23 protein-coding genes are annotated in these 23,510 nt (G+C 44.0%); 22 read left to right on the plus strand and 1 reads right to left on the minus strand.

Annotation, left to right across the window (positions count from 1 at the left end; all coding sequences use genetic code 11):
• Positions 1–47: 47 nt before the first annotated feature.
• From FED51_RS07370 to deoC, 11 genes are all read left to right on the plus strand, one after another.
• Positions 48–386 (plus strand): DUF3679 domain-containing protein, encoded by a 339-nt coding sequence (locus tag FED51_RS07370; RefSeq protein WP_010897507.1) that lies wholly within the window; start codon positions 48–50, stop codon positions 384–386.
• Between the two features lie 87 nt (positions 387–473).
• A complete protein-coding gene (gene lepA / locus FED51_RS07375; protein WP_053431531.1) occupies positions 474–2,303 on the plus strand; it encodes a translation elongation factor 4 in 1,830 nt (609 codons plus the stop codon).
• A 168-nt stretch (positions 2,304–2,471) separates the two neighbouring features.
• Positions 2,472–3,629 carry a radical SAM family heme chaperone HemW gene (gene hemW / locus FED51_RS07380; protein ID WP_010897509.1) on the plus strand — a complete coding sequence of 386 codons (1,158 nt, stop codon included), beginning with the start codon at positions 2,472–2,474 and terminating at the stop codon, positions 3,627–3,629.
• Positions 3,630–3,809: 180 nt separating this feature from the next.
• Positions 3,810–4,841: a heat-inducible transcriptional repressor HrcA gene (gene hrcA / locus FED51_RS07385; protein ID WP_053431530.1), complete on the plus strand. Its 1,032-nt coding sequence runs from the start codon at positions 3,810–3,812 to the stop codon at positions 4,839–4,841.
• 79 nt (positions 4,842–4,920) lie between these two features.
• Positions 4,921–5,505: a nucleotide exchange factor GrpE gene (grpE, locus tag FED51_RS07390; protein ID WP_010897511.1), complete on the plus strand. Its 585-nt coding sequence runs from the start codon at positions 4,921–4,923 to the stop codon at positions 5,503–5,505.
• Positions 5,506–5,562: 57 nt separating this feature from the next.
• Positions 5,563–7,407: a molecular chaperone DnaK gene (gene dnaK / locus FED51_RS07395; protein WP_053431529.1), complete on the plus strand. Its 1,845-nt coding sequence runs from the start codon at positions 5,563–5,565 to the stop codon at positions 7,405–7,407.
• A 233-nt stretch (positions 7,408–7,640) separates the two neighbouring features.
• Positions 7,641–8,753 (plus strand): molecular chaperone DnaJ, encoded by a 1,113-nt coding sequence (dnaJ, locus tag FED51_RS07400; protein ID WP_053431528.1) that lies wholly within the window; start codon positions 7,641–7,643, stop codon positions 8,751–8,753.
• 27 nt (positions 8,754–8,780) lie between these two features.
• Positions 8,781–9,722, plus strand: coding sequence for a 50S ribosomal protein L11 methyltransferase (gene prmA / locus FED51_RS07405; protein ID WP_010897514.1), 942 nt, complete (start codon positions 8,781–8,783; stop codon positions 9,720–9,722).
• Positions 9,723–9,731: 9 nt separating this feature from the next.
• Positions 9,732–10,484, plus strand: a complete 753-nt coding sequence (locus FED51_RS07410) for a 16S rRNA (uracil(1498)-N(3))-methyltransferase (protein ID WP_010897515.1) — start codon at positions 9,732–9,734, stop codon at positions 10,482–10,484.
• Between the two features lie 5 nt (positions 10,485–10,489).
• Positions 10,490–11,836, plus strand: coding sequence for a tRNA (N(6)-L-threonylcarbamoyladenosine(37)-C(2))-methylthiotransferase MtaB (gene mtaB, locus FED51_RS07415; protein ID WP_010897516.1), 1,347 nt, complete (start codon positions 10,490–10,492; stop codon positions 11,834–11,836).
• A gap of 181 nt (positions 11,837–12,017) precedes the next feature.
• On the plus strand, positions 12,018–12,692 hold the full coding sequence (deoC, locus tag FED51_RS07420) for a deoxyribose-phosphate aldolase (protein WP_053431526.1): 675 nt from the start codon (positions 12,018–12,020) through the stop codon (positions 12,690–12,692).
• 45 nt (positions 12,693–12,737) lie between these two features.
• Here the strand turns inward: deoC and FED51_RS07425 are convergent, their stop codons facing one another.
• Positions 12,738–13,670, minus strand: a complete 933-nt coding sequence (locus FED51_RS07425) for a Na/Pi symporter (RefSeq protein ID WP_010897518.1) — start codon at positions 13,668–13,670, stop codon at positions 12,738–12,740.
• Positions 13,671–13,849: 179 nt separating this feature from the next.
• Here FED51_RS07425 and rpsU point away from each other — a divergent pair, with 179 nt between their 5' ends.
• The 11 genes from rpsU to FED51_RS07480 all read left to right on the plus strand — a co-directional run bounded on the left by rpsU (position 13,850) and on the right by FED51_RS07480 (position 23,478).
• The gene (gene rpsU, locus FED51_RS07430) at positions 13,850–14,023 is read left to right on the plus strand and encodes a 30S ribosomal protein S21 (RefSeq protein WP_010897519.1); all 174 of its coding nucleotides are present in this window, start codon (positions 13,850–13,852) and stop codon (positions 14,021–14,023) included.
• Between the two features lie 19 nt (positions 14,024–14,042).
• On the plus strand, positions 14,043–14,486 hold the full coding sequence (locus tag FED51_RS07435) for a GatB/YqeY domain-containing protein (RefSeq protein ID WP_010897520.1): 444 nt from the start codon (positions 14,043–14,045) through the stop codon (positions 14,484–14,486).
• A gap of 202 nt (positions 14,487–14,688) precedes the next feature.
• Positions 14,689–16,026 carry an NfeD family protein gene (locus FED51_RS07440; protein ID WP_010897521.1) on the plus strand — a complete coding sequence of 446 codons (1,338 nt, stop codon included), beginning with the start codon at positions 14,689–14,691 and terminating at the stop codon, positions 16,024–16,026.
• A gap of 20 nt (positions 16,027–16,046) precedes the next feature.
• Complete coding sequence (floA, locus tag FED51_RS07445; RefSeq protein WP_010897522.1) at positions 16,047–17,042, plus strand: flotillin-like protein FloA; 996 nt, start codon at positions 16,047–16,049, stop codon at positions 17,040–17,042.
• Between the two features lie 36 nt (positions 17,043–17,078).
• Positions 17,079–17,609, plus strand: coding sequence for a hypothetical protein (locus tag FED51_RS07450; RefSeq protein ID WP_010897523.1), 531 nt, complete (start codon positions 17,079–17,081; stop codon positions 17,607–17,609).
• A gap of 162 nt (positions 17,610–17,771) precedes the next feature.
• The gene (gene yqfC / locus FED51_RS07455; RefSeq protein WP_010897524.1) at positions 17,772–18,065 is read left to right on the plus strand and encodes a sporulation protein YqfC; all 294 of its coding nucleotides are present in this window, start codon (positions 17,772–17,774) and stop codon (positions 18,063–18,065) included.
• Positions 18,066–18,098: 33 nt separating this feature from the next.
• The gene (gene yqfD, locus FED51_RS07460; protein WP_053432008.1) at positions 18,099–19,292 is read left to right on the plus strand and encodes a sporulation protein YqfD; all 1,194 of its coding nucleotides are present in this window, start codon (positions 18,099–18,101) and stop codon (positions 19,290–19,292) included.
• A 5-nt stretch (positions 19,293–19,297) separates the two neighbouring features.
• Positions 19,298–20,260 (plus strand): PhoH family protein, encoded by a 963-nt coding sequence (locus FED51_RS07465; RefSeq protein ID WP_053431525.1) that lies wholly within the window; start codon positions 19,298–19,300, stop codon positions 20,258–20,260.
• Positions 20,261–20,476: 216 nt separating this feature from the next.
• Positions 20,477–22,642: an HD family phosphohydrolase gene (locus FED51_RS07470; protein ID WP_053431524.1), complete on the plus strand. Its 2,166-nt coding sequence runs from the start codon at positions 20,477–20,479 to the stop codon at positions 22,640–22,642.
• Entirely contained in the window at positions 22,626–23,105 is a 480-nt protein-coding gene (gene ybeY, locus FED51_RS07475) for an rRNA maturation RNase YbeY (RefSeq protein ID WP_053431523.1), read from the plus strand. The genes FED51_RS07470 and ybeY overlap by 17 nt, the downstream gene beginning before the upstream one ends.
• Positions 23,086–23,478, plus strand: coding sequence for a diacylglycerol kinase family protein (locus FED51_RS07480; RefSeq protein ID WP_010897529.1), 393 nt, complete (start codon positions 23,086–23,088; stop codon positions 23,476–23,478). The genes ybeY and FED51_RS07480 overlap by 20 nt, the downstream gene beginning before the upstream one ends.
• Positions 23,479–23,510 lie beyond the last annotated feature (32 nt).

The raw sequence follows: 23,510 nt of genomic DNA on the forward strand, positions 1-23,510 counted from the left end.
CAAGCTTTCGTCGCTAAGGGAAGAATGCGATAAGAAGGGGAGCAGCTATGAGACAAGTGATTTTCCTTTGTGTAGCATGTATAGTGGTTGGATTAACAGGGGCATTGTTTGGTGTGCAACAAATGAACGAGCATCTAGGACTGTCAGAGCCCGAGCCGCTGGTTATTGAGGAGCGACCTGAAAAACAACGTGAACCGAGCGATGAACGGCTGCAGGAGACGATGGAACTAGCGGAAAAACAAGAACGGAATGTGGAAACCGGTCAGTTTAATTTTTTCTCCGCTTTAGGTGAAGCGTTAGCAAATGGTGTCAATCAAGGGACAAGGTTCGTGTTAGCGACATTATCCTCATGGTTCCATGACGTGTTAAACGGATCTCGTTCTTGAAATGAACAATATATTGAATGATCACTTTTACGTTGCTATAATTGAAACTAGTGTATTTTTGACGATGTCGTAGGAGTGATGACGAAGATGAAAAGAGAGGAACGTCTCGCTCGTCAGTCGCGAATTCGGAATTTCTCGATTATCGCCCACATTGACCATGGGAAGTCAACGTTGGCGGACCGAATTCTTGAGAAGACGAGTGCCCTCACGCAACGAGAAATGAAAGACCAGATGTTGGATGCTATGGATCTTGAGCGTGAACGGGGCATAACCATTAAGCTGAATGCAGTTCAGCTTGTTTATAAAGCGAACGATGGAAATGAGTACATTTTTCATTTAATTGATACACCAGGTCACGTGGATTTCTCATATGAAGTTTCCCGGAGTTTAGCTGCCTGTGAAGGGGCACTGCTTATTGTTGATGCGGCGCAAGGGATTGAGGCGCAAACGTTGGCCAATGTTTATTTAGCCCTCGATAATGATCTTGAAATCCTACCGGTTATTAATAAAATTGATTTGCCGAGTGCTGAGCCTGAGCGTGTTCGCCAAGAAGTGGAGGATGTGATCGGTCTTGATGCGTCGGAAGCTGTCCTTGCTTCAGCTAAAAATGGAATTGGGATTGAAGAAATTTTAGAACAAATTGTTGAAAAAGTTCCAGCGCCGAGTGGAGATCCAGAAGGTCCGCTAAAAGCATTGATTTTCGATTCATTGTACGATTCTTATCGAGGCGTTGTTGCCTATATTCGAATTGTAGAAGGATCTGTGAAACCTGGACAAAAAATTAAAATGATGGCAACTGGAAAAGAGTTTGAAGTTACCGAAGTGGGCGTCTTCACACCAAAGCCTGAGAAGCGGGAAGAGCTTACTGTAGGTGATGTTGGCTTTCTAACCGCTTCTATAAAAAATGTCGGTGATACTCGGGTCGGTGATACGATCACGAGCGCGAACAACCCGGCGGACGAGCCCCTTCCTGGTTATCGACGAATGAATCCGATGGTTTACTGCGGCTTATACCCAGTCGATACGAATGATTACAACGACTTGCGCGAGGCGTTAGAGCGTCTTGAATTGAACGATGCGTCATTGCAATATGAACCTGAAACGTCACAAGCTCTCGGTTTTGGTTTTCGCTGCGGCTTCTTAGGACTTCTCCATATGGAAATCATTCAAGAGCGGATCGAGCGAGAATTTGGTATTGATTTAATTACGACGGCACCAAGCGTTGTATATAGCGTTCAACTGACGAACGGGGAAGTACAGCAAATTGATAATCCGTCTAACATGCCTGATAGGCAAAAGATTGAGGAAGTAGAAGAGCCGTATGTCAAAGCGACGATCATGGTTCCAAACGATTTTGTCGGAGCTGTCATGGAGCTTTGTCAAGGGAAGCGCGGGATTTTCATCGACATGCAATACCTTGATGAAAACAGAGTGCAAATCATTTATGAAATTCCCCTATCAGAAATCGTCTATGATTTCTTTGATCAATTAAAATCAAACACGAAAGGATACGCCTCCTTTGACTATGAATTGATCGGTTATAAGCCATCTAACTTAGTGAAAATGGACATTTTGCTGAATGGTGAAGTCGTTGATGCCCTTTCTGTCATTGTCCACCGTGACTCTGCATATGAACGAGGAAAACAAATTGTTGAAAAGCTAAAAGAACTCATCCCACGCCAGCAATTTGAGGTGCCAGTTCAAGCGAGTATTGGCACGAAAATTATTGCCCGTTCAACGATCAAAGCGATGCGTAAAAACGTATTAGCGAAATGTTACGGCGGTGACATCTCACGTAAACGGAAGCTTCTAGAAAAGCAAAAAGAAGGAAAGAAGCGAATGAAAGCTGTGGGGAATGTGGAGGTTCCACAGGAAGCATTTATGGCCGTATTGCGTATGGATGAACCGAAAAAGTAACAGCGTAAATCGTGAGCCTCTTATAAAGCGTTGCTTTATGGGAGGTTTCCTTTTTATCGTGTTTAACTTGCGCTAAGGCGGTAAGGTAAGTTTTTCTAATAAGCAAAAGGTTGTTATACTATCGCATGGTATCACAAACGGTGCTGAATGGACGAAAGGAGTCACCGCATGCCAAAAGCAGCTTATATTCATATCCCATTTTGTGAGCATATTTGTTACTACTGTGATTTCAATAAATTTTATTTGAAAAACCAGCCGGTAAATGAGTATTTACAAGCTTTAGAAACAGAAATGGCGATGGTTGTTGCAGAACAGCCGACTAAATCATTGCAAACCCTCTATGTCGGTGGCGGTACACCGACCGCTTTAACGGCTGATCAGTTAGCTCAGCTGCTAGCGAGTATTAAACGGACGTTGCCTTTAAGCGATTTGGAGGAATTCACCTTTGAGGTGAACCCTGACAGCATTGATGAGGAAAAGCTCGACGTTCTTCGCTCGTACGGTGTGGATCGTTTGAGCATAGGGGTTCAAGCCTTTCAACCATTGCTTTTAAAAGAGATTGGCAGAACGCATGATCAAAAGAGTGTGGAGCAAGCCGTTGAGAAGAGTCGGCAAGCCGGGTTTGCGAATCTATCCCTCGATTTGATGCTCGGTTTACCAAAGCAAACACCTGAGATGTTTGCGGAAACCTTAAAAGAAGCATTTGCCCTCGAGGTAGAACATTTGTCCTGTTATTCATTAAAAGTGGAGGCAAAGACGGTTTTCTACAATCGTCAACGCCAAGGACGACTGACGCTCCCGCCTGAAGACGATGAAGTGAAAATGTACAGGCAGTTGTGTTATGAGACGGAAAAACATGGATTTAAGCAATATGAAATAAGCAATTTTGCGAAAAAGGGATATGAAAGTCGGCATAATCTCGTGTATTGGAACAATGATGAATATTACGGGTTTGGCGCAGGGGCCCACGGATATGTAGGCGGTGTTCGTTATATGAACCATGGCCCTCTGCCAAAATATTTGCAAGCCATGGAAGAAGGAAGGCGGCCTGTTTTTGAGTCCCATCATGTATCGAGAGTTGAACAAATGGAGGAGCAAATGTTTCTTGGCTTGCGAAAACGATCAGGTGTAGAGGAGCGTGTATTTGTTGAGCGCTTTGGCGTCTCGATGTTCTCCTTGTATGAGAAGCAAATCGCCCAATTGGTCGCACGCTGTTTGCTCGAGCGTACAGATGACCGTGTCCGCTTAACCGACGAGGGGCTATTATTAGGAAATGAAGTATTCGAACAATTCTTAGCTGTATTAGACGAAGGAAAGCAGCAATGAAAATTTGCTATTGATCCATCATCTACGTTGACAAATAGGAACCTTTTTGATAAGTTAGCAATAGATTTAGCACTCGAACTATGAGAGTGCTAACAGTCGAAGGCATGAAAAACTCAATGCGATGATCACATATCACTAAGTGTCTTTATGTGAAGCAACCTCAATAGGGGGGATATAGCCATGTTAACAGACCGTCAACTGTTGATTCTACAAGCGATTGTTGATGACTATATTCGCTCTGCTGAACCTGTTGGTTCTAGAAGCATTTCCAAGCGAGAGGATATTACCTTTAGTCCGGCAACGATTCGAAATGAGATGGCGGATCTTGAGGAACTAGGTTTTCTTGAGAAACCTCATAGTTCTGCAGGACGTATACCTTCTCAGAAAGGGTATCGGTACTACGTGGATCATTTGCTCATGCCACACCGTTTAACGAAGAAAGAACGGCACTACATTCATGAGCTTTTCACAAAGAGGATCCAGGAAGTCGAACAAGCGATTCAACAATCGGCACAGATTTTATCGTCGATGACTCGTTATATTTCTGTTGTACTAGGTCCTGAAATGTTTGAAACGAAACTTAAAAGCATCCATATAATTCCCCTTACGGCCCATTCGGTTGTCGTGATTTTTGTCACGGATACAGGGTATGTTGAAAATCAAACGATGCATCTGCCTCATTCGGTTAATCCGGTCGATCTTGAAAAGACGGTCAACATTTTAAATGAGCGATTGGCAGGAGTCTCTCTGTTTCAGCTTCGTGAAAGGTTAAATAAAGAGGTTGCAGATGTTCTCCGTTTTCACGTGACGAACTATGAACTCGTACTAGATTTGTTAGAAAAGACGTTTGAAGCAGAAAAATCTGAAAAAGTCTTTTACGGTGGGAAAACAAATTTGTTATCCCAGCCGGAATTTCGCGATGTGGAGAAGATCAAACAAATCTTAACGATTCTTGAGCAGGACGATGTCATGCATCAAATGATTCGCTCAAGCGGCGAGCAGATTCAGGTGAGAATCGGCCATGAAAACAACGTGGAAGCTTTTGAAGATCTCAGTGTGATCACCGCATCTTATTCCATTGGTGGCAAGCATATGGGAACGATCGGAATCGTTGGTCCAACAAGAATGGAATATCGCCGGACGATTTCTGTTGTTGAGCACCTATCAAAAGACTTAACAAAGTTGCTGACAGACTTGTATCAACAAAGCTAGAGATGGTAATATTGACAATTAGTGTGCATTGATGCTGCTAATTGTTCTACATATGATTTCATACAGGAGGTGACGATCGTTGGTAGAAAACGAAAAAACATCTGTTGAAGAAACGGAAGAAAAAGCCGAAACAGAAGATGAGATGTTAACTGAAGACCCATCCAACGAGGACTCGGATGAAGCGAATGAAGAAGGAAATGAGCTGTCTGAGGAAGAGAAACGTATTGCTGAATTAGAAGGACAGGTTGATGAACTGAATCAACGTCTTTTACGTATACAGGCAGATTACGACAATTTCCGCCGCCGTCAACGAGAAGAAAAAGAAGCGGCTGCTAAATATAGAGCTCAGTCTTTAATTGAGGAGCTGTTACCTGCTCTTGATAATTTTGAACGTGCATTGCTCGTGGAACCTGAGCAAGAGGAAACAAAAACGCTGCTTAAAGGGATGGAAATGGTCTATCGCCAAGTCTCTGAAGCCTTGAAAAAAGAAGGCCTTGAAGTGATTGAGACAAAGGGAGAAACCTTTGATCCGCATCTTCACCAAGCCGTGATGCAAGTTGAGGATGCTGAATTTGAATCAAATGAAATTGTGGAGGAATTGCAGAAGGGTTACAAGCTAAAGGATCGGGTGATCCGCCCTTCGATGGTGAAAGTGAACGCCTAATATAGAAGCACTACATAATTAAAAACCATTGGAAAGGTAATAGGAGGAGTCTTAACGATGAGCAAAATCATTGGTATTGACCTTGGAACAACAAACTCATGTGTAGCCGTTATGGAGGGTGGCGAAGCGACGGTTATTCCGAATCCAGAAGGAAACCGTACTACCCCTTCTGTTGTGGCATTTAAAGATGGGGAACGCCAAGTAGGGGAAGTGGCAAAGCGACAAGCGATCACGAACCCTAACACCGTGATTTCAATCAAGCGTCACATGGGGACGAACCACAAAGAAAACATTGAAGGAAAAGAATATACACCGCAAGAAATCTCTGCGATTATTTTGCAAAAATTAAAATCTGACGCTGAGGCCTATCTCGGTGAAGAAGTAACGAAAGCAGTTATTACGGTTCCAGCTTATTTCAACGACTCACAGCGCCAAGCGACAAAGGATGCAGGGAAAATCGCTGGATTAGAAGTAGAGCGGATTGTCAACGAGCCAACAGCAGCTGCTCTTGCCTATGGTCTTGACAAAGAAGACGATCAAACGATTCTTGTCTACGACCTCGGTGGTGGTACGTTTGACGTTTCCATTCTCGAATTAGGTGATGGATTTTTTGAAGTAAAGGCCACTTCAGGGGACAATAAGCTTGGTGGGGATGACTTTGACCAAGTGATCATTGACCATTTGATCGCAGAATTTAAAAAGGAAAATGGCATTGATCTATCACAGGATAAAATGGCGATGCAACGTTTAAAGGATGCTGCTGAGAAAGCGAAAAAGGATTTATCTGGTGTGACGTCAACACAAATTTCATTGCCGTTCATTACAGCGGATGCAACAGGACCAAAGCACCTTGAACTAACCCTTACTCGCGCGAAGTTTGAAGAGCTTTCTTCACACTTAGTAGAAAGAACGCTTGGGCCTACACGTCAAGCATTACAAGATTCAGGCCTTTCTGCAAGTGAAATTGATAAAGTTGTTCTCGTTGGAGGATCTACACGTATTCCTGCCGTTCAGGAAGCGATTAAGAACCTTACAGGAAAAGAACCACATAAAGGGGTAAATCCAGACGAAGTCGTTGCCCTTGGTGCAGCGGTTCAAGCAGGGGTTCTAACAGGAGATGTTAAAGATGTCGTACTTCTCGACGTAACCCCGCTTTCACTTGGAATTGAAACAATGGGAGGCGTGTTTACGAAGCTTATTGAGCGTAATACGACAATCCCTACTAGCAAATCGCAAATCTTTTCAACGGCTGCCGACAACCAGCCTTCTGTTGATATCCACGTTCTTCAAGGAGAGCGGGAAATGGCTGCCGACAACAAGACGCTCGGTCGCTTCCAACTAACAGATATTCCGCCGGCACCACGTGGGGTACCGCAAATCGAAGTTACATTTGATATTGATGCGAACGGGATTGTAAACGTTAAAGCGAAAGACCTCGGCACAAACAAAGAACAGTCCATTACGATTACATCTTCTTCCGGTTTAACAGATGAAGAAATCGATCAGATGGTCAAGGACGCAGAAGCGAACGCTGAGGCTGATAAGAAACGCCGCGAAGAAGTAGAGCTACGGAATGAAGCGGATCAGCTCGTCTTTACAACCGAGAAAACGTTAAGAGATCTCGGTGATAATGTAGATGAGGCTGAGAAGACGAAAGCCGAGGAAGCAAAAGAAAAGCTGAAAAAAGCGATCGAAGCGAACAATATTGATGAGATTCGCACAACGAAAGAAGAGCTTCAACAAGTCGTTCAAGCCTTAACGACAAAACTATATGAGCAAGCGGCTCAACAAGCACAGCAAGCCCAATCGGCTGAAGGGGATCAAGGCACAGCGGAAAAAGGGCAGGATGACAACGTTGTGGATGCAGATTATGAAGAAGTCAATGAGGAAGATAAAAAGTAATCTTAGCTTTAGAAAAAGTCAAAGTCAGAGCCATGACTTTGGCTTTTTCTACGAAAAAAATCGTGCAACTAGAACATCTTGCTTTGCAGCCAGAAAAAATGGTATGATGAACGTTATGTGATAGTGAGATAATCGGTGATACAGTCAACCATAAAGATTGCAAGAGCTAGCATAGCATAAGCTCTTGAACAATGAATAACATGGATAGTTCAGAAGAATCGGGAGTGGATGACATGAGCAAACGGGATTACTATGAAGTCCTTGGTGTTGATCGTAACGCGTCCGCGGATGAAGTGAAAAAAGCGTACCGTAAATTGGCACGTAAATACCATCCTGACGTGAACAAGGCACCCGATGCAGAGGATAAATTTAAGGAAGTAAAAGAAGCGTTCGATACACTAAGTGATCCGCAGAAAAAAGCCCATTATGACCAATTTGGCCATACGGATCCGAACCAAGGATTTGGCGGTGGCGGTGCTGGTGACTTCGGTGGTTTTAGTGACATTTTTGATATGTTCTTTGGTGGCGGCGGGGGTAGACGCAATCCGAATGCACCTCGTCAAGGTGCGGATCTGCAATATACGATGACCCTTGAATTTAAGGAAGCTGTTTTCGGTAAAGAAACGACGATTGAAATCCCGCGGGAAGAGACCTGTCATACGTGTTCAGGCTCTGGTGCAAAGCCTGGGACGAAGCCGGAATCTTGTCCGCATTGCGGCGGCTCCGGTCAGCTTAATATTGAGCAAAATACGCCGTTTGGCCGCGTCGTTAATCGCCGAGTTTGTCACCATTGTGAGGGAACAGGAAAATATATTAAGCATAAATGTGCAACATGCGGAGGAAAAGGAAAAGTACGTAAACGGAAAAAAATCAATGTCAAAGTACCGGCAGGCATTGATCACGGTCAACAAATAAGGCTCTCTGGCCAAGGGGAAGCTGGAGTTAACGGAGGACCTGCTGGAGATTTATATATTGTGTTTAATGTGAAGCCCCATGAGTTTTTTGAGCGTGATGGCGATGACATTTATTGTGAAATGCCGTTAACCTTTGTCCAAGTAGCCCTAGGCGATGAGATTGAAGTCCCAACATTGAATGGGAAAGTTAAGCTAAAAATCCCAGCAGGGACGCAAACGGGTACAAGTTTTCGCTTGCGCGGAAAAGGAGTTCCGAACGTACACGGTCGCGGGCAAGGAGATCAGCATGTTCAAGTTCGCGTCATTACGCCGAAGGAGCTCTCTGAAAAAGAAAAAGAGCTACTTCGTGAGTTTGCACAAATGTCAGGCGGTCGCCCCGACGAGCAAGACGATTCCTTTTTTGCAAAAGTGAAGCGAGCGTTTAAAGGGTAAATGAAGAGAAAGGGTGGAGTTGGTAAGATGAAATGGTCTGAGTTTAGCATCCATACAACACAGGAGGCGGTCGAACCTGTCTGCAATATTTTGCATGAAGCAGGGGCGAGTGGTGTTGTCATTGAAGACCCTAAAGATTTAGTGAAGGAATGGGGTGTGCATTACGGTGAAATCTACCAACTTAACCCTGACGATTACCCTGAAGAAGGTGTGATGATTAAAGCATACTTTCCTGTCAATAGTTTCTTAGGAGAAACGATTGAGGAAATTAAGGAAGCTATTAATGGTCTTTTGCTTTATGATATCGATCTCGGTCATAATAAAATTCAACTCGTTGAAGTCCTTGAGGAAGAATGGGCGACGGCTTGGAAGAAGTATTATAAGCCGGTGAAAGTGTCAAACACCATCACGATCGTTCCGACTTGGGAAGAGTATGAAGCCCATGAGGATGAAATGATCATTGAGCTCGATCCAGGAATGGCATTTGGAACAGGTACCCACCCTACGACCGTTCTTTGTATTCAGGCGCTCGAAAACGTCATCCAAGGCGGCGAGTCAGTGATTGACGTTGGAACAGGTTCAGGGGTTCTGAGCATTGCAGCAGCCAAACTTGGAGCTAGTGAGGTGCTTGGACTCGACCTGGATGAAGTAGCTGTAAAGAGCGCTCAAATGAATGTGAAGCTGAATAAAGTTCATAGACAAGTAATGGTTCGACAAAATCATTTACTTGAAGGGATTACAGGGACGCGAGATGTCATCGTCGCGAACATTTTAGCGGAAGTGATCATCCGCTTTGTCGCAGATGCAAAAGCGGTGTTAAAACCAGGAGGAACGTTTATTGTTTCGGGGATTATTAAAAGGAAAAAAAACGATGTAAAAGATGCCCTCGTCACAAACGGATTTCAGATCGAAGAGACGGTTGAATTGGAAGACTGGGTGGCGATCATCGCCAAAAACGGACACGAGTGAGGCAAAGACATGCAACGATATTTTGTCCCAAAGGAACAAATGACAGATACGTATGTCACCATTACAGGGGATGACGTGAAGCATATCATAAAGGTCATGCGCATGACGATCGGAGATGAATTAATTTGCAGCGATGGTCATGGCCGGACGGTTCGCTGTGAAATCGAGAAAGCGAATGATTCAGAAGTACTCGCTCGTGTCATTGAACCACTCATACCAAATACAGAGCTGCCTATTCGAGTAACGATCGCTCAAGCACTACCAAAAGGGGACAAGCTTGACTACATTGTGCAAAAAGGGACAGAATTAGGTGCTCAAGCGTTTTGGCCGTTCTCTGCCAGTCGCTCGATTGTGAAATGGGATGAGAAGAAGGGGCGAAAAAAAACAGAGAGATTGATGAAAATCGCCAAGGAAGCCGCTGAGCAATCATACAGGGAACGGATCCCTTCCATTGAAACGCCGCTAGCGTTTTCTAAGCTTTTGCAGGAGATCTCCGGTTTTACGAAAACGATCGTCGCGTATGAGGAAGAGGCGAAAGAAGGGCGCCTTATGACTTTCGCTGCCTGTTTGAACGAATTACATCATGGAGACTCCCTTCTTGTCATCATCGGACCAGAAGGTGGATTTACAACTGAAGAAATTGATGCGATTCAAAGGGCGGGAGGAGCGCCTGCAGGCCTTGGGCCGAGAATTTTGCGAACGGAAACGGCCTCTCTCTATGCCTTGGCTGCAATTTCGTATCACTTTGAACGAATGAGGTGAAAAACATGGCAACAGTTGCTTTTCAAACATTAGGGTGTAAAGTGAATCATTATGAAACAGAAGCCATTTGGCAGTTGTTTAAAGGAGAAGGCTATGAGAAGGTCGACTTTGAGCAAATGGCCGATGTGTATGTCATCAACACATGTACAGTGACAAACACAGGAGATAAAAAAAGTCGCCAAGTGATCCGCCGTGCGATCCGTAAAAATCCTGATGCGGTCATTTGCGTTACAGGCTGCTATGCGCAAACATCCCCTGCAGAGGTTATGGCGATTCCTGGTGTTGACATTGTTGTTGGAACACAGGATCGAAAAAAGATGCTTGAGTACATTGAGCAATACAAGAAAGAGCGTCAGCCTATTAACGGTGTAGGAAATATTATGAAATCTCGCGTGTATGAGGAGTTGGATGTACCTGCTTTTACAGATCGAACCCGGGCATCATTAAAAATTCAAGAGGGCTGTAACAATTTCTGTACCTTTTGTATTATTCCTTGGGCTCGTGGGTTGATGAGATCACGTGATCCGAAAGAAGTCATTAAACAAGCAGAGCAGCTCGTTCAAGCAGGCTATAAAGAAATCGTCTTAACTGGTATTCATACGGGTGGTTATGGTGAAGATTTAAAGGATTACTCACTTGCCCGTTTATTGGAAGACCTCGAACAAGTGAATGGTTTAAAGCGAATTCGAATATCATCGATTGAAGCAAGTCAGCTTACCGATGAAGTCATCGAAGTCATTGACCGTTCGACTAAGGTTGTCCGCCATTTGCACATTCCGTTACAATCAGGCTCTGATACTGTATTAAAACGGATGCGACGTAAGTATACGATGGCTTTTTTTGCTGAGCGGTTAGAACGTCTCCGCGAAGCGTTACCAGGATTAGCGGTCACATCCGATGTCATCGTCGGCTTCCCCGGTGAGACGGAGGCTGAATTTCAAGAGACGTATGATTTTATTGCAAAGCATAAGTTTTCTGAGTTACATGTGTTCCCATACTCCAAGCGAACGGGGACACCTGCAGCGCGTATGGAAGATCAAGTGAATGAAGATGTAAAAAATGAACGAGTCCACCGTCTTATTCAACTTTCTGATCAGCTAGCAAAGGAGTACGCGTCACAGTTTGAAGGAGAAGTATTGGAAATGATCCCTGAGGAGCGGGATAAAGAAGAGCCAAATTCCGGTCTATATGTTGGCTATACCGATAACTATTTAAAGGTAAAAATTCCGGCAACGGACGAGATGATCGGAAAACTCGTAAAAGTGAAAATTACAAAGGCAGGGTACCCCTATAATGAAGGCGAATTTGTCCGAGTGTTGGATGAAGAGCCTCAGGCAGTGGCTCACGGGTGATCTGATCAATGGCATCTATCGTAATGTTTGCGGTGGGTGTCGTTTTTCGTTCGCTCAATGGATGGGATAGGAGAAGGTGATGGGCGTAAGATAACAATAAAGGATGCGGCTCGCCAATCGCTCTGTTCTATGCTACTATACAGAGAGGTACGTACAACTCACGAGGAAGGAAGATGAAATCATGTCACGTTCGATTGCACAAATGATTGATCATACGCTACTTAAACCAAATACAACAGAAGACCAAATTGTAAAGCTCTGTGAGGAAGCAAAGGAATATTCATTTGCATCTGTTTGTGTGAATCCTACTTGGGTTGCACTTGCTGCACAGTTGCTAAAAGATGCACCTCATGTAAAAGTATGTACAGTTATCGGCTTTCCGCTAGGGGCAACGACTCCGGAAGTGAAAGCGTTTGAAACGACTAATGCCATTGAAAATGGAGCGACAGAAGTGGACATGGTCATTAACATTGGAGCGTTAAAAGATAAACAATACGAGCTTGTTGGACGCGACATTCAAGCGGTTGTTAAAGCAGCAGAAGGGAAAGCATTAACGAAAGTAATCATTGAAACATCGTTATTAACGGAGGAAGAGAAGAAAGCTGCATGTGAGCTTGCCGTAAAAGCAGGAGCCGACTTTGTCAAAACGTCGACTGGATTCTCTGGCGGAGGTGCTACAGCTGAGGATATCGCGCTCATGCGAAAAGTAGTCGGACCAAATTTAGGAGTCAAAGCTTCTGGAGGTGTTAGAGATCTGTCCGACGCGAAAGCGATGATTGATGCTGGTGCTACTCGGATTGGTGCGAGTGCTGGGGTGGCGATTGTTAACGGGGAGCGTAGCGAAGGGAGTTATTAAGGAGGAGCCTGAGGGAGGCTCCTTTTTTCTTATGCTCGGCTTTTTCTACTGTGATGGGCCGTGTAACGTTTCAATAAACGAAGCAAAAGGTTTAACAAACGGGAGGATCGCAAGTGAACAAATAACATTAAAGATCGTACTAGCATGAGCAAGCTGAATAGCTGGAATCGTCGTTAGCGTCATGACGAAGTGACTCAAATGTGGAATAAGGGGAATAAAGAGCAGGACCCCGATCACATTTAACCAAAGATGGGCAAATGCTACGAGGCGCGAGGTGCGACCTGATCCTATGCTAGCTAATAAGGCGGTGAAGCATGTACCGATGTTCGCCCCTAACATAATGGCAATTCCTCCGTGTATCCCAATGATTTCTTCATTCAAAAATCCCATGGCAATCGCCGTTGTGGCTGTACTTGATTGGATTAGCGCCGTTAATAAGGTGCCGACGCCAGCACCAACGATAAGCCAATCGTTTGTTAATTCGATAAAGGCTTGAATGGCCGGGATAGCAGCTAACGGAGAAGCAAGGTTCTCTAATCCGTTCATCGAAATGAAAATGCATGCAAGTCCAAAGCTAACACAGCCAAGACAGTATGTGATGAGATGGGGGATCGCGAGACCGATTAATCCGATGAGAAGTAAGGGAACAATCAATGAGTGTAAATCAAGGGCGATTAATTCAACGGTAAAACATGTACCGACATTCGTTCCTAAAATGATTCCGATCGATTGACGGAACGTTACATATCCTGCTGCTACAAAGCCAATGGTGACAATCATGACAGCTGAACTGCTTTGTAGAAGTATAGTTAAAAGAAGGCCAACAAAAAAGCCCTTTAGTGGATTATCCACGAAACGAAGGATGCCAACACGTGCTTTCTCAGCATTCATCGTCAGGAGCCCTGCACGCATGACCGCCATTCCGAATAAAAATAAGCTAATAAAAACGGCAAATAGTGTAAACAATTGTTGCGTCACGCACAACCACCCCCATACAATGTATGGACAAGTGAGGACAAGAATGACTCATTTCTTAACTTCATCAGTTGGTAAATGTTCGGTTTCAGTTGACCGACAAAAACCCATATATTATAATCAAACAAGACGTGCATTTTTTGTGTACATCTAGTTGGTTGTTTCGGAGGGAGGGAAAGAATATGGCAGAAACTCGTGTTCGTAAAAACGAATCGATTGATGCTGCACTTCGTCGCTTCAAGAGATCACTCTCTAAAGAAGGAACGTTGGCTGAGGTTAGAAAACGTAAGCACTATGAAAAGCCTAGTGTTCGTCGCAAGAAGAAATCCGAAGCTGCAAGAAAGCGTAAGTTCTAAATAAAAGAGGGTGTTGAAATTGAATCTCCTTGATCGTTTAAATCAAGACATGAAAGAAGCGATGAAAAACAAGGAAAAAGAAAAGCTTTCTGTCATTCGTATGGTGAAATCATCTTTGCAAAATGAACAGATTAAATTCGGACGCGATCTGACAGAAGATGATCAATTAACGGTGCTTAACCGTGAGCTTAAGCAGCGTAAAGATTCCCTCCAAGAGTTTGAAAAAGCCAATCGGGAAGATCTCGTTGAAAAGCTTCGCAATGAGATTTCTATACTTGAGCATTACATGCCTGAACAGTTGTCAGAGGATGAACTCCTAGCAATTGTCAATGAGACGATTGCAGAAGTAGGAGCATCTTCAAAAGCCGATATGGGTAAAGTAATGGGGGCGATCATGCCTAAGGTAAAAGGCAAAGCTGACGGAGGTCTCGTCAATCGCCTCGTGCAACAACAGTTATCATAATTGAACAATCCGACGTCTTGTCATTGGACAGGGCGTCTTTTTATGATTCCTACAGATGAAGAAGCTGAACAGTCTTTGCTGTCGGTGGACATAGGAGACCGGGTTCGATAAAATGAAAAAAAGATCGTGTAAAAAGTTGAAACTTATTTCTACACATTTCGTAAAAAAAAAATAGCGATATCAACTAGAAAGGAGGACAGCTATGGAACGAATCCGGTGGCTTTACGGTTTTCTAGCATGCATCCTCATAGCCATATTACTTGCCCCCCTTCAAATCATGGCTCAAGGCGAGTTCCGCACATCGGATCAACCTCTCGTATACTACATCCCTGTTGAACAGGAAGTCGAGCGTGGATTGGAAGCGTTTTTACAGCGGTCGTTGGATAGTGCGGTGGAAGAAGGGGCTGATCATATCGTCTTGGAAATTAATACTCCAGGTGGACGAGTGGACGCAGCTGGCAATATGGCAAGAGCTTTGCGGGAGACAGACATTCCGATCACTGCTTATGTGATCGATCAAGCGTTATCAGCAGGAGCCTACATCGCGTTAAACGCAGATGAGATTGTCATGGCACCGGGATCAACGATGGGATCAGCCGCTGTCATTGATAGTGCGGGAAATGCAGCCGACGAGAAAGCTCAGTCGTACTGGCTAGCTGAAATGCGAAATGCGGCTGAATATAACGATCGCGATCCTAAGTACGCTTTAGCGATGGCGGATCGTAGCATTGAAATTCCAGAGCTCGATATTTCAAACGAAGAGCTGTTAACTCTTACAGCGAGTCAAGCGCTTGAAGTTAATTATGCAGAAGCGATTGCGTCAAATCGAGCAGAGCTATTAGAGCATCTTCAGATTGACAATGCTTTCGAACAGGAAATGGAAGTAAGCTTTGCGGAAAAGCTAGCTCGCTTTGTGACAAATCCGCTAATCATTCCGATTTTACTCTCTATCGGTAGCCTCGGGCTTGTGCTTGAGCTCTATTCCCCAGGTTTTGGTGTCCCAGGAATCATGGGAATCTCAGCATTGCTGCTCTTTTTCTTCGGCCATTTAATTGCCGGTTTTGCAGGCTACGAAGCGATGATTTTATTTATCGCTGGTTTTCTCTTAATTTTAATAGAGGTGTTTATGCCCGGCTTCGGTCTATTTGGTATCCTTGGTATCGCAGGGATGATCGGAGGAATGTTACTCGCGTCCTTTTCAACTGCATGGATGCTCGTATCTTTAGGAATCTCAGCTGTCGTCACTACGGTAGTTGCTATCATTACGTTTAGGTATTTCGGATCAAGAGGACCATGGAAAAAAATGATCCTTACTGAATCGACCAGCAGTGAAAAAGGATACATTACAAATGAGACAAGACAAGAACTTGTCGGGTTAATTGGTCAATCCCTAACACCATTACGTCCTTCCGGATCGGGACTATTTGGAGAGGAACGACTTGATGTCGTCTCTGAGGGAGGATATATTGAACAGGGTAGGAAGATAAAGGTCGTATCTACATCTGGATCGCGGATCGTTGTTCGCGAAACAGATGAATGATTAAAAGGAGGAATTTTGTTATGCCAGTTGATTTAGGCTTGATTATCCTTTTAGGGGTCATTTTTATTGCTCTGGCGGTACTATTCACGTTTGTTCCAGTCGGGCTGTGGATTTCCGCTCTAGCAGCAGGTGTCAAAATTGGTATTTTTGAATTAGTCGGAATGAGACTCCGTCGCGTTATTCCAAGACGTGTCGTTGAGCCACTCATCAAAGCAGTAAAAGCAGGTTTGGATTTGAGCACTTCAAAACTAGAAGGTCACTACCTTGCAGGAGGAAATGTGGACCGTGTCGTTAACGCCCTTATCGCGGCTCAACGTGCGAACATTGATTTAAGCTTTGAGCGTTGTGCAGCTATTGACCTTGCTGGTCGTGATGTATTGCAAGCTGTGCAAATGAGTGTTAACCCGAAAGTAATTGAAACTCCGTTTATTGCCGGTGTGGCAATGGATGGTATTGAAGTAAAGGCGAAAGCAAGAATTACAGTGCGAGCCAACATTGATCGTCTTGTCGGTGGTGCAGGTGAGGAAACTGTAATCGCCCGTGTTGGTGAAGGGATCGTTTCAACTATTGGTTCTTCAGACGACCATAAAAAAGTATTAGAAAATCCAGATACAATCTCGCAAACTGTCTTGAAAAAAGGTCTAGATGCTGGGACGGCATTTGAAATTCTTTCCATTGACATTGCAGATATTGATATCGGGAAAAACATTGGTGCCGGTCTTCAAACAGATCAAGCGGAAGCGGATAAGAAAATTGCCCAAGCGAAAGCGGAAGAGCGCCGTGCAATGGCCGTGGCAAAAGAGCAAGAGATGCGTGCGAAAGTTGAAGAAATGCGCGCGAAAGTTGTGGAAGCGGAAGCGGAAGTACCAATGGCCCTTTCTGACGCATTGCGTAAAGGGAATATGGGCGTGATGGATTACTTAAACTACCAGAACGTAATGGCTGACACGGATATGCGTGACTCCATTAGCAAAGCTACAGGTGATCAAGAAGCGGATGAAAAAAATGACCGCTAATGAACTTCACCGTCTCAACTTGGGAGGTGAGTGACCGTGGAAAGTTTCCTTATTCCACTTCTGATCTTTTTACTCGTTAGCCTGTTTGGCCGTCTAGGCGGCAACCAGCGGAAAACTGGCAGGGAACAAAATACTGAACGCCCTCAGCAATCTAAGCAACCACAACAGCCAGGACCTTCACAGCAGCCTTGGCCAGGAAGCTCAGAACCGATCGAGGATTGGCGTGATTTATTTGATCCCCATAGAAGGGAAAAAGAGACGGAGCCTGCTTATGCAGAACCAGTCGAGTCTTATGATTATGAGGATCTACATGACGAGCAGCCTCAAACGCAACCAACTGTGCAAGATTCGGTTCGAGATTTTAAGAGCGTGAGGGACAATCAACCTGTATCGGAGCAAGTTCCTCCTGTCTCCATCACTCGCTCACTAAAACAGAAGAAGGAAACAAATCTTGCGTTGCATTTTCATCATTTGACAAAAGATGAAGCGATGAAGGCAGTCGTTTGGTCAGAAGTTTTAGGCCAACCTCGTGCAAAACGCCCCCATCGATCGTTCTCTAAACGTTAATGACAGCCGCTTGTTACCACAATGGTAGCAAGTGGCTTTTTCGTATTAGGGAATGTCAATTTAAAGCGATAAAAGTGACTGGAGTTCCCATAGAAATGACAGATTATCAGTGATAACCAATTCCCTTTTCTCATAAAAATGAAAGGAGAGGGGGTTGGTTCAATGAAGAATGTCAAACAACAATTGATGCGATGGATGACGAACCAGTTGCAGCTCCCGGCAGATGTGATGATGGATTTGCCTCGCATTACGATGATCGGCCAGCTACATATATACATTGAAAACCACCAAGGAGTGCTTCGATTCTCTAATCAAGAGTTACGTTTATTGCTCAAGCACGGGCAATTGCTCATAAAGGGGGACGGATTTGTCATTAAAACGATCTTACCTGAAGAGTTACTGTTGGAGGGCAGAATTGATCAAGTGTTGTTTATTCCTGATTCGCCATCCAAGTGATTGGAGAGAAGAGGAATGAGAGGGGAAATGGGAATGAAAACAAAAGCAATGTGGAAGCAACTAGTTCGCGGATATGTTCGAGTGCAAATTGACGGAGTGTACGGGGAACGATTTCTCAATCGCTGCATTCAAAAAAATGTGGCGATTTGGAGCATCAAGCGGATGGGAGCAGAACGAATTGTCTGTTTTATGGACATGCAAGATGCAAAAAAAATTCGACCTCTTGTCAAGCAAACAGAATGTAAGGTGACGTTTGTAGAACGGCTTGGTTATCCTGCCTTTGTTAAAAAGGCGATGAATCGAGTCGGGTTTGTTGGCGGAATCGGTTTAGCCATCGTATTAATGTTTATTCTATCCAATATTGTTTGGTCTATTGAAATTAAAGGAGCATCTCCGAAAGTGGAGCATGAACTTCGTCAACTTGTGGAAGAACTAGGAGTAAAAAGAGGGGCATTTCAATTCACATTACCGAGTGTCGAAGACTTGCAGCGCGAAGTAACCGAGCAGCTTTCTGGAGCGACATGGATCGGCGTTCGACAAAATGGGACAACCTACCAGTTTGAGGTGGTGGAACAACAACTTCCAGAGGAAGCAGAAAGAATTAGCCCAAGACATCTTGTTGCAAAGAAAAAAGCAATCGTACACAGTGTATTTGTTGAGCATGGTCAGCCAAAGGTAAAAGTGAACGATTATGTAGAAAAAGGGGACATGCTCGTTTCAGGCTTTATCGGAAAAGAAGGAAAAGAGCAAATTGTTCCAGCTGTTGGTGTGGTTTTAGGAGAAATTTGGTATACATCTGATGTAACGATTCCGCTTGAAAGCCAATTTTCAACCTTAACAGGGGAATCAGTGACGACCCATCAACTTAGTGCTTTTGGAGTTAACCTCCCGATTTGGGGGTTTAAGAAACATGAGTTTAAGGAGTTTGAAACGTTTCAAGAGCAGAAGGAGTTGTATTTTTGGAAATGGACACTTCCAATTCAATATACACGAACAAAAGTGTATGAAGCTAATCGCTTCGAGCAGAAATTGACGAAAGACGAAGCGGTCGAACGCGGGAAAAAACTAGCGAAGCAAGAACTTTATGAGAAAATTGACAAGGATGCCACAATTGAAGGCGAAAAAGTTTTGCACGAACGCGTCGAGAATGGTAAAGTAAAACTAAGAATTCACTACCAAGTTATTGAAGATATCACATCGGAAATGCCGATCATTCAAGGAGATTGAGATTATTGCCAGAAACGAAACTAATACAGTTACGAGTAAAAGACACACAGGAAACACAAGCTCTCTTTGGCCCGAAGGACGCCCATTTGCAACGTTTGGAAGAATATTTACAGGTGTCGATTGTAACGCGAGGTGAACAAGTTTCCGTTACGGGGGAAGAAGGAAAAATAACCCTTGTGGAACATGTGCTTTCAGCTTTGATCGAACTGATTCGCAACGGCGTCTCACTGTCAGAGCGTGATGTTGTTTATGCTGTACAGCTAGCTGAGAAAAATCAGTTAGATGAATTGTCGGAAATCTATCGTGAAAATATTACGACGAATATAAAAGGGAAAGCGATTCGAGCCAAGACCCTCGGGCAGCGTCACTACGTTCAAACAATTAAAACCCGGGATCTTGTCTTCGGCATTGGCCCTGCTGGAACAGGGAAAACATACCTTGCTGTCGTCATGGCTGTCACAGCCTTAAAAGATGGATTAATCAAACGGATCGTCTTAACAAGGCCAGCAGTGGAAGCAGGAGAGAACCTCGGCTTTTTGCCTGGAGACTTGAAGGAAAAGGTCGACCCTTACTTACGGCCTTTGTATGACGCACTGCACGATGTACTCGGGACTGAACAAACGAACCGACTGATGGAAAGGGGAACCATTGAAGTGGCCCCCCTTGCCTATATGAGAGGTCGAACCCTTGACGACGCATTTGTCATTTTAGACGAAGCACAAAATACAACGCCAGAGCAAATGAAGATGTTTCTAACCCGTTTAGGATTTGGCTCAAAAATGGTCATTAATGGGGACCTTACGCAAATCGACTTACCTAAAGGAAAGCAATCTGGCTTGAAGGTGGCCATTGGCATTCTAGAGCGCGTAAAGGAAATTGGGTTCATTTATTTGCAACAAGCAGATGTTGTGCGCCATACACTCGTTCAAAAAATTCTCGATGCCTACGAGGTTGAAGAGAAATCCTAACAGGCGCTACAATTGGATAGGATGGCAATTAAATGAGACCCTCTGTGCTTAGAGGGTCTCTTGTTACTTGATTATTTGAAAGGCTCCGAGGCTACACTGAAAACAGGATCTCCTTTTTGCGAAACGTAGGAATCAAACAGTACGTAGAAAAAGGAAGTGCTTTGATTCAAAGCGCTTAACGATTGAATAACCGAGAAAGGTTAGAGGTGAAAGCCGGTGAAAAAACGAGCGTCGATCGATCAACAAAAATGGTGGAAGCAAATCCGTGATCATCAATATTCGCGCGTGATCATGTACATGGTTCTTGCCATCATTCTTTACTTCTTAATGCTTGGGAATGTACTTCCTGACCGGCTTGACATTCAATTATCGTCTATTGCTGAACAAGATATTCGTTCACCAATTACGATTGAAAACCGAGAAGCGACGGAAGAACGACAAAAAGAAGTGCTCGATTCTGTCTCTCCGGTTTATTCTCTAGACCGTGATTTAACGCAGCGACAAGTAGGGTTGGTCGATGATTTATTTCAAGTGGTATATGAAGTAAAGCGAGACTTAGAGGAGCATGAAGAAGAGGAAGAAGAGGTAACCTCAGAAGAAAAAGTAGAGATGGTTCAGGAACGTTTATCAGATGAAACGGGAAGGGATCTGTCTGAAACGACGATCCAAACATTGTTAGAAACATCGGAGGCGCAGTTGAACTTAGCGCGAAATACAACCGTAAGTGCCGTTCATGAAATCATGAGTGAATCGATCTCGGTTAGCGGACTTTCGGAAGCAAAAGAGTCCGTGCCTGAGCTGATGACCATTTCAACTGTAAGCAGTCAGCTTTTAGATGCGATGATTGAAGTGGCTCAATTTGCCATCGTTCCGAATTATACATATGATGAAGAAGCAACCGAGCGCTTGCGACAAGAAGCGTTAGATTCGGTCGAGCCAGTGATCATTAGAGAAGGGCAGCTGCTTGTAAAAGAAGGAGAAAGCATTAACTACGATACGTATGAACAGCTAAGGCTTGTCGGGTTGCTTGATGATACGTTCAATCCGTTTCCATATATCGGGCTTGCGATCCTTGTCATTTTAATTGTCATGATGGTCGCCTATTATTTAAAAGAAACGAAGTCATCTGTTCAAACGAACAATAGTCACTTGCTTATGTACATTCTTATTTTTATCGTGACCGTATCAGTCATGAAAATTGTTTCGTTTGTTGAGGCTTTTGACATTCAGGCATCTGGCTATGTAGTCCCTGCAGCTCTCGGAGCGATGCTGCTCACTATGTTGGTCCACCATCGCATTGCCTTGTTCTCGAGCATCATGTTTGCGATTATTGGCAGCATCCTATTTAATCAAGGCGTGGCGGGGTCGTATAATTTTTCATTCGCCCTTTATATTTTGTTCAGCTCGTTTGCTGCTGTGTATTTCCTGTCGCGCTCACAAAATGTAACAACACTCATTTTGCGCGCAGGTTTATTCGTATCGTTTATGAACATGCTAATTCTTTTGTCCATTTTGTTTTTAAAATCGGTTCAGACAAACTGGATGGAAGTTGGCTTACACATGGGATTTGCTTTTGCATCAGGCTTTTTAGCAGCCGTGCTCACACTGGGTCTCATGCCTTTTTTTGAGGCGGGCTTTGGCATCTTGTCAACATCGAAATTAATCGAGCTTTCGAATCCAAATCATCCATTATTGCGAAAAATTTTAACCGAAGCTCCTGGAACATATCACCATAGCGTCGTTGTTGGAAACCTCTCGGAAGCCGCTTGCGAATCGATTGGAGAGAATGGGTTGCTTGCACGGGTGGGCTCCTACTATCATGATCTGGGGAAGACGAGACGGCCGCACTTTTTCATTGAAAATCAGATGAAAATGGAGAATCCCCATGACCGGATCTCTCCGCAGTTAAGTGCGACGATCATTATTTCTCATCCGTATGATGGGGCAAAGATGCTGAAGGAATATAAAATGCCAAAAGAAATTATAGATATAGCCGAACAGCATCACGGGACAAGCTTATTAAAATATTTTTACCATAAAGCTCAGCAAGAATCAGATCAAGAAGTAGAGGAAACAAGTTTTCGTTATCCTGGACCGAAGGCACAATCAAAGGTGGCGGCTATCGTCGGAATTGCCGATAGTGTGGAAGCAGCTGTTCGGTCAATGTCTAGACCGAATCCGAACAAAATCGAAGCGCTCGTTCGAAAAATCATTACCGATCGCCTTGAAGATGGACAATTTGACGAATGTGAATTAACGCTAAAAGACTTAGATCAAGTTGCCAAATCGATCTGTGAAACGTTAAAGGGAACATTTCATGAGCGTATAGAATACCCCGAAGATGAAAAAAAGAAGGAGAGTGGCCATGAACATTCAAATTGATATGATCGATCATACGGATACGCTAACAGAAAAACAGGAAACGTTGATCCGAGAGCTTCTTCACGAAGCGGCGCGCTACGAAAAGTTAGCGGAAGGGACATATGAACTTTCGCTATCCTTTGTCAGCGATGAGGAGATCCAAGAACTGAATCGTGATTATAGAGGCAAAGATCAGCCGACAGATGTGATTTCTTTTGCTCTAAATGAAGTAGGTGAGGGAGAACAGCCAGTGGAACCAGAAGCAGGTACACCGAATTTGCTTGGAGATATCATTGTCTCAATTCCGCGTTGTCAAGAGCAAGCGGAAGCATATGGTCATTCGTTTGAGCGAGAGCTAGGGTTTTTAATTGTACACGGCTTCCTACACTTGTTAGGTTATGACCATATGAGCGAGGATGAGGAGAAAAAAATGTTCATGCGACAAGAGGATATTTTGACTGCTTATGGCCTTACAAGATCGTAATAAACGGGGCTTTCGTCGGTTGCTACGCTCCTTTGTCTATGCGACGAACGGACTTGTGTATGTCATTAAGCGTGAACAAAATATGCAAATTCACCTCGCAATTAGCATAGCTGTCCTTTTCCTTGGGCTTCTTCTGGAGTTGTCCACGTACCAGTGGCTTGTCCTTCTCCTCGTCATTGGAGGGATATTTTCCCTCGAAATTATGAATACAGCAATTGAACGAACGGTGGACCTGATTACGGATGAATACCACCCGTATGCTAAGCGAGCGAAGGATATTGCAGCAGCCGCAGTGTTTGTATATAGTATATTTGCTATCATTATCGGATTGATCATTTTCATTCCGCCACTTTTGGAAAAATGGTTTTCATGATGTAACGGAAAGATTGGTTGAGAGGGGCCTTT

The sequence above is a fragment of the Halalkalibacterium halodurans genome, assembly GCF_005671335.1.
GTDB classification, from domain to species: Bacteria; Bacillota; Bacilli; order Bacillales; family Bacillaceae_D; genus Halalkalibacterium; species Halalkalibacterium halodurans.

Excerpts from the sequence above, each read along its gene's own strand:
- FED51_RS07370 (WP_010897507.1), top strand. The coding sequence starts at position 48 with ATGAGACAAGTGATTTTCCTTTGTGTAGCATGTATAGTGGTTGGATTA.
- lepA (WP_053431531.1), top strand. The coding sequence starts at position 474 with ATGAAAAGAGAGGAACGTCTCGCTCGTCAGTCGCGAATTCGGAATTTC.
- hemW (WP_010897509.1), top strand. The coding sequence starts at position 2,472 with ATGCCAAAAGCAGCTTATATTCATATCCCATTTTGTGAGCATATTTGT.
- hrcA (WP_053431530.1), top strand. The coding sequence starts at position 3,810 with ATGTTAACAGACCGTCAACTGTTGATTCTACAAGCGATTGTTGATGAC.
- dnaK (WP_053431529.1), top strand. The coding sequence starts at position 5,563 with ATGAGCAAAATCATTGGTATTGACCTTGGAACAACAAACTCATGTGTA.
- dnaJ (WP_053431528.1), top strand. The coding sequence starts at position 7,641 with ATGAGCAAACGGGATTACTATGAAGTCCTTGGTGTTGATCGTAACGCG.
- prmA (WP_010897514.1), top strand. The coding sequence starts at position 8,781 with ATGAAATGGTCTGAGTTTAGCATCCATACAACACAGGAGGCGGTCGAA.
- FED51_RS07410 (WP_010897515.1), top strand. The coding sequence starts at position 9,732 with ATGCAACGATATTTTGTCCCAAAGGAACAAATGACAGATACGTATGTC.
- mtaB (WP_010897516.1), top strand. The coding sequence starts at position 10,490 with ATGGCAACAGTTGCTTTTCAAACATTAGGGTGTAAAGTGAATCATTAT.
- deoC (WP_053431526.1), top strand. The coding sequence starts at position 12,018 with ATGTCACGTTCGATTGCACAAATGATTGATCATACGCTACTTAAACCA.
- rpsU (WP_010897519.1), top strand. The coding sequence starts at position 13,850 with ATGGCAGAAACTCGTGTTCGTAAAAACGAATCGATTGATGCTGCACTT.
- FED51_RS07440 (WP_010897521.1), top strand. The coding sequence starts at position 14,689 with ATGGAACGAATCCGGTGGCTTTACGGTTTTCTAGCATGCATCCTCATA.
- floA (WP_010897522.1), top strand. The coding sequence starts at position 16,047 with ATGCCAGTTGATTTAGGCTTGATTATCCTTTTAGGGGTCATTTTTATT.
- yqfC (WP_010897524.1), top strand. The coding sequence starts at position 17,772 with ATGAAGAATGTCAAACAACAATTGATGCGATGGATGACGAACCAGTTG.
- yqfD (WP_053432008.1), top strand. The coding sequence starts at position 18,099 with ATGAAAACAAAAGCAATGTGGAAGCAACTAGTTCGCGGATATGTTCGA.
- ybeY (WP_053431523.1), top strand. The coding sequence starts at position 22,626 with ATGAACATTCAAATTGATATGATCGATCATACGGATACGCTAACAGAA.
- FED51_RS07480 (WP_010897529.1), top strand. The coding sequence starts at position 23,086 with ATGGCCTTACAAGATCGTAATAAACGGGGCTTTCGTCGGTTGCTACGC.